The following is a 10470-nucleotide window of genomic DNA, read 5'->3' as shown; positions in this document are numbered from 1 at the left end:
TCTACGGCAATAGTTTCCTCATTAATTGGAGCTGCTTTAGTTGCAGTAGAGTTAAAAGCTGCTCCACCTAATAGTAAAGAAAGTGCTAATCCCGATCCAATTATTTTTTTTATTATTGTCTTCGACCCCCTAAAGAATAAATCTACAGATCAAAAGATGATTTTACATCTTCGTATTCATAACTAGGAGCATCTGATGAACTACTTCCAGTTATTTCTCGTGCAGCTTTTTGATGTGCGAAATATCCCCCTACCCAAGCAGCTCCTTTTGCTGCAAGGCGATGTGCAACAGCTAAGAGTTCTTTTGGTGGTTCAATGTTTTGGTTTGCAGATTCTACAGTAATATTTTTTGCTTCATCGATTGGTGCAGCTTTAGCTGCAGTAGAGTTAAAAGCTGCTCCACCTAATAGTAAAGAAAGTGCTAATCCCGATCCAATTATTTTTTTTATTATTGTCTTCGACCTCCTAAAGAATAAATCTACAGATCAAAAGATGATTTTACATCTTCGTATTCATAACTAGGAGCATCTGATGAACTACTTCCAATTACTGCTCGTGCAGCTTTTTCACCTGCTAAATATCCCCCTACCCAAGCAGCTCCTTTTGCTGCAAGGCGACCTGCAACAGCCAAGAATTCTTTTGGTGGTTCAATGTTTTGGTTTGCAGATTCTACAGTAATATTTTTTGCTTCATCGATTGGTGCAGCTTTGGCTGCAGTAGAGTTAAAAGCTGCTCCACCTAATAGTAAAGAAAGTGCTAACCCTGATCCAATTAATTTATTTTTCATTTTAATACTCCTTTAGATTTACTTTTATAGGATTTATTGATCGAAAGATGATTTTACATCTTCGTATTCATAGCTAGGAGCATCTGATGAACTACTTCCAAATAGAGCATTTGCAGCTTTTTCACCTGCAACCCATCCAACTCCCCAAGCAGCTCCTTTTGCTGCAGCTCGTCCTAATATTGCCGCGAATTCTTTTGGTGGTTCAATGTTTTGGTTTGATTCTACAGTAATATTTTTTGCTTCATCGATTGGTGCAGCTTTAGCTGCAGTAGAGTTAAAAGCTGCTCCACCTAATAGTACAGATAATGCCAATCCTGATCCAATTAATTTGTTCTTCATTTTGAAAAACCTCCTAATATTTTCTTGTAAAAAATATGATACATCCAGATTATTACATTTAAAGGATAATAAGTACACATAAAATTCTAAATTTTTGAATTTTGTAAAAAAAGACAACGGATTGTTATATTCTTAAAAAAAATGTAACAATTCAGCATAATTATATAAATAAATATCATAATTATATAAAGATATAAAAATATATTAATACTTAAATTTAAAAAACATACTTTTGAAATTATTGTTTTCTTTTTATGTTTTTATGTAGTTTTTAGATGTAATGAATTTTTGTTACTTTTTATTTTAATGACATGGGTGATATAAATAATGTTTTGAGAATAAGATTATAGTTTTTAAATCAAATAGTTATATCTGTTAAAAGATTAAAATAAAGTCAATTGATGTAAAACACAAATGATTGGGGGAATAATTGATTGTTTTGCAGGAGGTCAAAATGATCATATGTAGCATAAAGCATGGAGTGTTTAAATTTATAGAAAAGAAAGAAGTAGCTATTTTAATTAAATAATTGATGCCTTTTTTTTACTCTTAATAATAAAAGAGAAATTATCTATGAATATTATATTTATAGAGAGTTAACATAATGATCTATTATTGACAGAAAAGAAAAAAGGCGTTATATCAATGGATTTCGCTTTTTTTCTTTATCATGATTTTATACATTGTGGAAGTAGAAATTTTAAATTCCGGGGTGTTTATGTTAGGAAAGTGATTTGAATTTGGGTGTGTAGAGGTTCATGTTTGGGTGAACTGTTAGAATAAATAGATTAGGGTAGACAATAGTAAGTAGAATATATATTTATTAGATTTTACTAATTTTAGTTTATGCTGTTAAAAGTTTTTATATTAAATTTAGGTATATTGTCTAGACATAGAAAAAGCCTATCGAATATATAGGTAAATATAATGTGTAAATTTAAATAGAAAGAGGTTGGTTAGTTATGTATTATCAAAATACTTCTGAATATGATTATGTAGATGATTTTCGTCAACAACAATTTCAAAATTTAGTAGGTCAATTATTTACTATCCCTCAATCTGTTACATTAGCTAATGGGCAAACTCTTCAGTCAGGTACACGTGTTTTTATTCATAGAGTTAGCTTTACTCCATCTGGTCAAGAAATGGTTACAATAGTGTTTCCTTTAGGGATTGGTGGTAATCCTGTAGTTGGATTAACACAGGTTTCAGGTTCCCAACTTTCAGGTGCAGCTGTTCAATTTTTTCAAATGCCACAGGGGCAAGGGCAAGGTTTTGGTGGGCATGGACATAGATATTGATAAAAAAAACAATTAGAATTTTTAAGTTTATTTTTTTGTTTAAATTATGTGTATGAACATTTAGGAGGGCAAATCTAAAATTATACTTATTAAATAAATTAAAAGTAAATTTTTTTATTGAAAATGTTATAGAACTTTTAATGTGATTATTTTATATATTTTTAGATAATATAATCACAAATAGAATAGACTTGCTTTCTATTTTTATTTATTTAATATTGTACATTGTTGCTAATAAAAATATAAAAGAGGTATTAAAAATGAATAATTTAGATAATCAATACCCAAACAATTCATTTCCATTTCAAATAGATAATCAATATCCAAACAATCCATTTCCATCATCAAAAGATAATCAATACCCAAACAATTCATTTCCATTTCAAATAGATAATCAATATTCAAACAATCCATTTTCATCATCAATAGATAATCAATATCCAAACAACCCACTTCCATCATCAATAGATAATCAATATCCAAACAATCCATTTCCATTTCAAATGGATAATCAATATCCTCCAATATCTAAAAATGATTGTTATAAACCAGATATATGTCAGTTAAAGCCTGGGTATTATAAATGGATTCCTCCGCATTGGGAATGTTGTGATTGTTATTTAGATAAAAAAATAAAATATTAGATTACATTTTTTCTCTCTCATCTCAAAAAGAGACATTTTATAAATTTATAAAATGTCTCTTTTTAAGATTTAGATTAAATAAAAAATGTATCTAGGATATTATCTTTTTCTTCTTTACTAATCCCAATATATTTAAGTGTAATTTGTGGTGTGCTGTGATTTAAGATTTCCTGCAACATAGCGACATTTTTTGTTTGTTTATAGAACCAATAGCCGAAGGTTTTTCGCATAGTATGGGTCCCAATAGATTCTATACTGGCAAAATCTCCGGCTTTTTGCAATTGTCGATAAGCCTGAATCTTACTAATTGGTCGTTCTCCTTTTCGAGAAGGGAATAACCAGATGCTTTTTAGTGTTTGGGCATAAGAGTATACTTCATCAAAAATAGAAGTAAGATTAATGATACGTTCTTTCTTCGTTTTTCCTTCCCTGATTTTAAATTCTTTTCGTTTTTTCCGTTTTAGTTTTATTATGGTTTGTGTTTCGAGTTGGAGTAGATCACTTACACGTAGTCCGGTATGAATTCCAATAAGAAAGAGAATATAGTCTCTTTCGGAACAATGACGTTTAAGGGCCCATTTCATATCTTCGATCTGTTCTTTGCTACGGATAGGTTGGACATCAATGAGATGTGGTTTTTTATTCATGGATTTTGACCTCTTATTTTATAGTATTTTGAATGTATACTTTTGTTGTATAAATTGAAGATATCAGGGGATTTGGTCATAAGTCAATGTTTAAGGGGGAACGAATGTAAACTAATATTTAAAAGTTTACTTTCATAAGCAGAAAAAGAGTCCTATGTACAGGACTCTTTTTCTATTAGTTATAACAAAAAAAGCCAATCATGATATAATTGAATTGTCGAGAAACAACTATAATGAGAGGCTTTTTTATTCTTATAAATTTCTAATTACATAATAGCATAAAAAAAGTCTCCGTACTAGTTGTAAATACTAGGAACGAGGAGAAAAGTTATGACAAATACTATCAATTTAAAACAAGCTGAAAGGAATTCAAGATTGAGAGATATCGAGAATTCGAAGATATTGTCAGAAGAAGAGATGTACATAGCAAATGAACTTCAAGCAAAAGCTAATTTACATGGAATGAAGTTGGTACCTGAACGGAAAGTAAAAAATAAAGCTAAATTTGCTCAAATTATTCAAGAGAATTGGTTATATCTCATTCAAAATAATTATTTAAAAAACGAAGAAATTATGTTTTTAAATAAAATTATTGGGTTTATAGGTTTTCGTTCGAATTGTATTGTTCATGATATTAATGCAAAAGAACAATTACCCATGACTCAAACTGAAATTGCAGAAAAAATAGGATCTAGTAAAAATACAGTTAGTAGACTAGTAAAGCAATTAATTGAAAAAGGGCTAATTGGGCGTTTTGAATCCGGTAGGGATGGAATTAATGCTAGAATGTATGCATTGTATATAAATCCTAATGTAATTCTTTGTGGAGATCGTGACAATATTAATCAAACACTACAAACTATGTTTATAAGAAAACCTAAAGAATTAAAAAATTTACCTATAAAATTAGTGTAACCTGTATGAATTTCATACAGGTTTTTTTATAACTTTATAGTTATCGAATTCGATAACTAAAGTTATCGAATTCGATAACTATAAAAAATCCCAAATCCCTTGGTATTAAAGGCTTTTTTATAGTTACGTATGCTGTTCCCTTCTCACTCTCTATATAAAGAGCTAAAAGTTCCGCAAGGAACAGGTAGTATTTTTAAGCAAACCCGGCTTAAAAATCTCCACCTTTGCTAGAAAAAAGTCGCCTCGTCAATCCTCGGCTAAAGTCGAAGACTTTTCTTTTTTCTAACATCCTTGCCAAACTTTTTTTGGCTCGTTTGCTTTCATCGCCAAGCCGATAAACTCAAAAGTGGGATTTAGACATATCGGCTTGAGCTATTCATTATACGAGCCAAATCGCTTGGTCTAACGTTCTCCAATAGATTATTTATCTATTTTTAGATACGCAATACGTGGGGTCTCCCCACACCCCGGCCAACCTCTACCTCAAAAGTAGAGGGAATAGATTTGTTTTAAAAGCCTCAGAAGGGCTGTATTTCATTTTTTTGATGAAGGGCTATATAAAACTACTTTTTTATAAAAGAATTTAATCTAGAGGGGTTCTAGGGTCTTAAATGACGAATCTTAGGGAATCTTTTTTGTCTTTGCTTTTATACGATCTTGTATTTTTGGGAAGACATAGCGAAGCTTGCTGTCTTCGCTATGAATATGATTATGGATTTACTTGTTTAATTGAGAGAAGAATAACTTTTACAGATCATGTATGCGAAGTATACATGATCTGTTGAGACAAAGAGAGTTTGCCATGGGCGAATCCTCTTTGTCTTTTTCTAAGAAGCGAAAGCTGAATTAGAAAAAGAGGCATTCCTGATGCAGTGCTTCCAGGAATGCGAAATCCCGCAGGGCAAAATCCGCCTGAAGACCATTCACTCGGCTTGCCGAGCTTGTTTTTGATTCAAGCGCAGCGCGAATCAAAAATGAATGCGTCTGACCTTGGCATGGAAAGCGTTAGCTTTTTCATGCCAAGGTAGGCGGATTTTGCCCTGCTTGAGTTTTACAGGACGAAGGACGGTAAAACGATTCGTCAGGTGCTCTTGATCTTCCCGGTTTAAAGCCGTTAAGGCGATAAACCGGGCTCCCCGGAGGGGAGCATATGTACTTGATTCTATGTGATACCACATAGAATCAAGTACATTATACAATATATTAATTTAGATATGAGAGGTTTTGTAATAGGAATACATGGGGGAACAACTAGGGAAGGGTCGATCACTGAGTCTGTAACGTTTATGCCGCGAAAGTCACTTGACCATGAGGGGCACCCTCATGCAAACTCACCAGAGGTGGCCCCAGAAGGGCGGTTTTTGCCCGCTGGGGTTATCTTTGGGAGTTTGAGGGTGTAGAGGCTCATGGTCAAGTGAACCGTGGAATAAAAAGTGTAGGACGGAACCCCCAGAAAAGGGCAAAAACCAAAGTGGGATTATGTAAAATGATAAGCAAAGATCTGGATTTTTTGTGATGAATACTTATTTATGGTTAGTTAATATAACGTCTTATTATCGGTAGTAAGTTTTTTCATAGAATTCTTGTATAAACAAGGATTCTTCTTTTTTTTGCATGAAATTTTGTATAAATAAAAAAGATTTGGTTGTTATGAGTATTTAATTTTAAAATTGAGTTTGTAATAGGAATTATATAAATCTATTATGTAAAGGTTATGGAAATTAAGAATTTGAAACAAGTGGTACGTGAATTATTAGGAAAAAGGGTATATCATTGCTATAGCGAATATATTTTTTGAGGTGAAATGCTATGAAGACGCTATATAGTCCTAGTGATGTGGCAGAGCAATTAGGTATCCAATCTAGTACATTACGTAAGTATGCTGATGTCCTTGAAAAAGAGGGTTATACTTTTATTAAGAATGAACGTGGGCATAGGAAGTATAGAGAAAGTGATGTAATGGTGTTTCGTAGGGTTATAAATCTAAAGAACGACACAGACATGACATTAGAAAATGCTACAAAGCAAATAGTATCATGGCATCAAGGTGTTGAAGTATTGTCATTAGAACGACATGATGTTGAGCGCTATGAAGAACCTAATTTCAACGCTACACCGCTACAGACGATGATCCAAGAGCAAAAAGAGATCATTGAAAAGCAAAATGATTTACTTCAGGAATTAACTAAACGATTAATGGATCAAGATGAAAGATTTATACAAAGAGAATTGGAATTATTGAACGCTATACAATCGATACAGGATTCTCAGAAGTTTATAGCAATGAACTCTAGCGAAGAGATAGTGAAGAATCAAAGTCGTGATGAAATACTTTTAAAAACAATTAGAGAAGTTCAAGAAGTTAAGAGGATGATCTCAGCAAGTAAAGATAAGAGATGGTATGAGTTTTGGAAATAGTATTTTTTTAAAATTTGTTGATTATATTTTTTTATTTTATAAATTTCAAAAAGGTTTTTGTGGTTTTTTGGGGAATTAGGTAAATATTTGTATTTGTTATGTAACTTTTTAAATAAGTTATTTTTGATAGATACAAATATTATAAAGGGGGATTCATATGTTTAAAAAAAGTGTTTTAAGTTTGTTAGTATTAGTTTCTTTTGTTATAGGAGGAAATTCTATACGCGCAGATGAATCTTATTATGTTAATAATGGGATATGCAAAGACATCGAAAAAAATGTAGAAGAAAATAAATATGTAAAAAGTTGTTTTAAAGTATTTCCTGTTTCTCCTCTTGGTCCATCATTAAAAATACCAAATGATTTTTTATATGATGATGGTATTTATAAAGGGATTTTATATTTGACTCACAAAGAATATTCAAAGCATTCTGTTGTATCTTATTATGAAGGTGTTTTAAATAAATATAAGTAAAGAATATATACTTAGTAAGAAATTATATATTCTTTATTATTTTTTAATAAAAAACCAATTCTTTCGATTTATAGGAATTGGTTTTTTATTTATAAATTTTTGATTAGGGTTTTATTTGTTTTACTTTTCAGTTTAATTGTAAAAAATTATTTACTTTTTGTATGAAATATATTACAATCCAATTAGTGGAAATTATCCGATAGAAGAGAGGGAAGACATGCTTGAGAATAATATAGCGGTAGGAAGAGCTGAAAAAAAGTGGACACAACAGCAATTAGCAGATGAAGTAAATGTTAGTCGACAAACTATAGTAGCTTTAGAAAAAAATAAATATAACCCTTCTTTAGTATTGGCTTTTAAAATTGCTAATTCGTTGGAAAAAGATATAAATGATGTATTTCGTTATGAGGAGGATAAATAATGGGTAATATTGCTGTAACTTTTGTTTTGGTTTTAGTTGCATTAGTTTTTATCGCAGAGTTTTATAAAGCATCTTTTGAACGGCAGATGGAGTCGAAAGATGAGAGAGGTCAAATACTTATTTTTAAGGTGAAGTCTTTATCTTATAAGATTTTATCGTTTGGTATTTTAATTGGAGTAGTAGTTGTAGCAATATTTAAGTTAATGGATAAGGAATATTTTATTTATTACGTAATGCTTGTATTTTTTATTCAAAGTATAGCTTCGTCTGTTTATTTAGCAGTTGTTCGAAAAGCATAAAAAAAATAACACTTTATATTTGAAATAGGAATTATGTAAAGTGTTATTTTTATTTTGGTTTTATAGTTGTTGGTGAATTTCGGCTGGTGATTTTTTCCTCTTTTGTATAATAGTTAAAACTTTGTTATATTTTTGTTTTAAATAAGTAAATATGGATTTATATTCTTTATCTGTTAAAAATAGAAGTTGATTAGATATCATAATAAATGAAAAGCTAAAGAGTCCCATTACTATAGCGATACCTAGATGCATACCAATTATGCCCATCATACCAATATATTTTGTTTTTTTATTAAATAATAAAAATGGAAAAGCTAATTGTACAATTACTGTTATATAAGATCCTGTAACTAACATTAGATCAGATGAATGTATTAAGTTCTTGAAGAAAGGATGAGAGAATTCATCAACTTGTAAAACGTAATATAAAGCCGTACCATTTTGCCATAATTCACCCATTGCTTTATGAAGACCTGAAGTAAGATATAGTATACTTACTTGAACAAGACATGCGAGTATGGATAAGTTATGTAATAAATTTCTTAAAGAAATATTTTCAGTATTAGTAGTTGTAGATGGATTTATATTTTTTTTATTTTTTAAATAAGAGTCTAATGAAAAGTATTGAGTAGTATTAGCGAATAATAAATAGAATAGTAATATACGAGAAATATTATCTCCACCATCTAATATAATATTATTTTGAGTCATTAAAGACCAGATGAAAATGAAATTTAGGAATGATATTATTTTTCCTTTATAACCAAATAAAAAAAGTATTGCTATTAAAATTCCTAAATGATAGATAATATTGAAATATAAGTTAGATGTACTGAGACTATATAGAGAAAAATTGTTGAAAAAACGTTCTTCTGGACTTAGGTTTCCCATACTCATTAAGCCATTAGATCCCCATAAAAAGTAACGTTGTGAGTAATGAATTGTATAGTTATAAAGAATGATAAATCCAAATGCAATTCGGATTAGACTAGCTCCTATAAGCATATGTTTTTTTTGATTTAATAAAATCAACTTATTAATCATTGTCTTTCACTCCTTTGTACTAGAACATAGATATAACATTTTGTGGTTTTGCCCAATCAAGTTCAATATAACGTTTTTCATTATTAGGATTTTTTTCTTCTTTTTTTGAGAAAGGTATCGGGTTAGATTCTACAAGAAGAATTTTAAATTCTATAATATCTTTATTAGGATAGGCGCTTTTAAGATGTGCTTCAGCGTATCTGTTTAATAAATTATTTGATATTTTTTCAGCATTTTTACTTCTTTCATTTTCAACTAAATGTTTATATTCTTCTTTATCTAATTTCCCGTTGTTTATTTTTTTGATAACCTCTTGCATTGTATCATCGCTTTCTTGTCTTAAAGCAAATGCACCTCTAGGAATTCGTAATAAACGATTATATGGTGTAAATCTATTTTCTTGATTTTCCTTAATCATGTAGTCAACAATATCGATCCAACCAGTAGTCGTAGTATCATTATCTGATTTGATTTTGGCTTTTACAAAAAATTTACTATTTGTTGTTACTGGTGCAGGAGCAAATAGTCTCCAGTTTTGAGTGAAAATAGGATCCATATAGGCTGATAATTGTTTATTGTATTTAGCTTTTATAGGATTAGATGGAGTATTATAAATAAGGGTTATGGCAAAATGAAATATGAAAGCTGTACATAATAATCCAGCTATTAATTTTTTCCACATTATTATCACCTCACTAATTTTTTTAAGCTTTTATTGATTTCAAGATAAAAGTTTATGTTTTTTTATTTAAGGTATAAAATATTAATTATATATATGTAATGAATTTTATAGTTACATAGTTAAACGAGCCAATTCTTACTTTGTAGTAAGAAAGGCTCGTAATTATGTTTTGCATAGTAAACAAACAATTAATAGTCAAAAGTTATATTTATGTCTTCATAATCAAGACTATTAGTGCTGTTGTTTCCAAAGGCAGCATTAGCAACTGCTTTACCAACTGCTTTTCCAACACTAAAGGCACCTGCTGCAGCTACAGCTCGTCCTGCTGCGGCGAAAAATTCTTGTGGTGGCTGAATATTTTCATTTGAGGATTCTACGGCAATAGTTTCCTCATTAATTGGAGCTGCTTTAGTTGCAGTAGAGTTAAAAGCTGCTCCACCTAATAGTAAAGAAAGTGCTAATCCCGATCCAATTATTTTTTTTATTATTGTCTTCGACC

Annotated in this window: 15 protein-coding genes; 9 read left to right on the top strand and 6 right to left on the bottom strand. The window is 30.3% G+C overall.

Annotation, left to right across the window (positions count from 1 at the left end):
- A partial coding sequence (locus tag D1166_RS31535; protein ID WP_165851694.1) for a hypothetical protein occupies positions 1-186 on the top strand: 186 nt, incomplete at its 5' end.
- A 128-nt stretch (positions 187-314) separates the two neighbouring features.
- Complete coding sequence (locus D1166_RS30590; RefSeq protein ID WP_098283265.1) at positions 315-521, top strand: hypothetical protein; 207 nt, start codon at positions 315-317, stop codon at positions 519-521.
- Here D1166_RS30590 and D1166_RS30585 read toward each other — a convergent pair.
- Complete coding sequence (locus D1166_RS30585; RefSeq protein ID WP_098283266.1) at positions 478-786, bottom strand: hypothetical protein; 309 nt, start codon at positions 784-786, stop codon at positions 478-480. The genes D1166_RS30590 and D1166_RS30585 overlap by 44 nt on opposite strands.
- 33 nt (positions 787-819) lie before the next feature.
- Entirely contained in the window at positions 820-1125 is a 306-nt protein-coding gene (locus tag D1166_RS30580) for a hypothetical protein (protein WP_098283267.1), read from the bottom strand.
- Positions 1126-2087: 962 nt separating this feature from the next.
- Between D1166_RS30580 and D1166_RS30575 the strand changes: the two genes are divergently transcribed.
- Complete coding sequence (locus D1166_RS30575) at positions 2088-2426, top strand: hypothetical protein (RefSeq protein WP_098757789.1); 339 nt, start codon at positions 2088-2090, stop codon at positions 2424-2426.
- Between the two features lie 260 nt (positions 2427-2686).
- Positions 2687-3070, top strand: coding sequence for a hypothetical protein (locus tag D1166_RS31085; protein ID WP_133300475.1), 384 nt, complete (start codon positions 2687-2689; stop codon positions 3068-3070).
- Between the two features lie 74 nt (positions 3071-3144).
- On the opposite strand, the gene D1166_RS30565 is transcribed toward D1166_RS31085, so the two are convergent.
- On the bottom strand, positions 3145-3717 hold the full coding sequence (locus tag D1166_RS30565; RefSeq protein WP_098283270.1) for a tyrosine-type recombinase/integrase: 573 nt from the start codon (positions 3715-3717) through the stop codon (positions 3145-3147).
- Between the two features lie 330 nt (positions 3718-4047).
- Here D1166_RS30565 and D1166_RS30560 point away from each other — a divergent pair, with 330 nt between their 5' ends.
- From D1166_RS30560 to D1166_RS30535, 5 genes are all read left to right on the top strand, one after another.
- Complete coding sequence (locus D1166_RS30560) at positions 4048-4632, top strand: MarR family winged helix-turn-helix transcriptional regulator (RefSeq protein WP_025690064.1); 585 nt, start codon at positions 4048-4050, stop codon at positions 4630-4632.
- Between the two features lie 1809 nt (positions 4633-6441).
- Positions 6442-7050, top strand: a complete 609-nt coding sequence (locus D1166_RS30550) for a DUF3967 domain-containing protein (protein ID WP_118043542.1) — start codon at positions 6442-6444, stop codon at positions 7048-7050.
- Between the two features lie 157 nt (positions 7051-7207).
- Positions 7208-7525, top strand: a complete 318-nt coding sequence (locus tag D1166_RS30545) for a hypothetical protein (RefSeq protein ID WP_098283261.1) — start codon at positions 7208-7210, stop codon at positions 7523-7525.
- A gap of 217 nt (positions 7526-7742) precedes the next feature.
- Entirely contained in the window at positions 7743-7946 is a 204-nt protein-coding gene (locus D1166_RS30540; RefSeq protein ID WP_070179076.1) for a helix-turn-helix transcriptional regulator, read from the top strand.
- Positions 7946-8245, top strand: coding sequence for a hypothetical protein (locus D1166_RS30535; protein WP_098283262.1), 300 nt, complete (start codon positions 7946-7948; stop codon positions 8243-8245). The genes D1166_RS30540 and D1166_RS30535 overlap by 1 nt, the downstream gene beginning before the upstream one ends.
- 60 nt (positions 8246-8305) lie before the next feature.
- On the opposite strand, the gene D1166_RS30530 is transcribed toward D1166_RS30535, so the two are convergent.
- From D1166_RS30530 to D1166_RS31530, 3 genes are all read right to left on the bottom strand, one after another.
- Positions 8306-9289: an HTTM domain-containing protein gene (locus D1166_RS30530; RefSeq protein WP_098283263.1), complete on the bottom strand. Its 984-nt coding sequence runs from the start codon at positions 9287-9289 to the stop codon at positions 8306-8308.
- Positions 9290-9308: 19 nt separating this feature from the next.
- Positions 9309-9971, bottom strand: coding sequence for a DUF5819 family protein (locus D1166_RS30525; RefSeq protein WP_098283264.1), 663 nt, complete (start codon positions 9969-9971; stop codon positions 9309-9311).
- Between the two features lie 188 nt (positions 9972-10159).
- The coding region (locus D1166_RS31530; RefSeq protein WP_165851693.1) for a hypothetical protein at positions 10160-10470 on the bottom strand (311 nt) is incomplete at its 5' end.

The organism is Bacillus sp. ISO11, from assembly GCF_003458115.1.
GTDB classification, from domain to species: domain Bacteria; phylum Bacillota; class Bacilli; order Bacillales; family Bacillaceae_G; genus Bacillus_A; species Bacillus_A cereus.
Note: the sequence above shows the minus strand (reverse complement) of the source record. Positions and strands in the feature narration are given on the sequence as shown.

Coding starts and splice junctions, on each gene's coding strand:
- D1166_RS30540 (WP_070179076.1), top strand. CDS start 7,743: ATGCTTGAGAATAATATAGCGGTAGGAAGAGCTGAAAAAAAGTGGACA.
- D1166_RS30575 (WP_098757789.1), top strand. CDS start 2,088: ATGTATTATCAAAATACTTCTGAATATGATTATGTAGATGATTTTCGT.
- D1166_RS30535 (WP_098283262.1), top strand. CDS start 7,946: ATGGGTAATATTGCTGTAACTTTTGTTTTGGTTTTAGTTGCATTAGTT.
- D1166_RS31085 (WP_133300475.1), top strand. CDS start 2,687: ATGAATAATTTAGATAATCAATACCCAAACAATTCATTTCCATTTCAA.
- D1166_RS30525 (WP_098283264.1), bottom strand. CDS start 9,971: ATGTGGAAAAAATTAATAGCTGGATTATTATGTACAGCTTTCATATTT.
- D1166_RS30580 (WP_098283267.1), bottom strand. CDS start 1,125: ATGAAGAACAAATTAATTGGATCAGGATTGGCATTATCTGTACTATTA.
- D1166_RS30545 (WP_098283261.1), top strand. CDS start 7,208: ATGTTTAAAAAAAGTGTTTTAAGTTTGTTAGTATTAGTTTCTTTTGTT.
- D1166_RS30585 (WP_098283266.1), bottom strand. CDS start 786: ATGAAAAATAAATTAATTGGATCAGGGTTAGCACTTTCTTTACTATTA.
- D1166_RS30590 (WP_098283265.1), top strand. CDS start 315: ATGTTTTGGTTTGCAGATTCTACAGTAATATTTTTTGCTTCATCGATT.
- D1166_RS30550 (WP_118043542.1), top strand. CDS start 6,442: ATGAAGACGCTATATAGTCCTAGTGATGTGGCAGAGCAATTAGGTATC.
- D1166_RS30565 (WP_098283270.1), bottom strand. CDS start 3,717: ATGAATAAAAAACCACATCTCATTGATGTCCAACCTATCCGTAGCAAA.
- D1166_RS30530 (WP_098283263.1), bottom strand. CDS start 9,289: ATGATTAATAAGTTGATTTTATTAAATCAAAAAAAACATATGCTTATA.
- D1166_RS30560 (WP_025690064.1), top strand. CDS start 4,048: ATGACAAATACTATCAATTTAAAACAAGCTGAAAGGAATTCAAGATTG.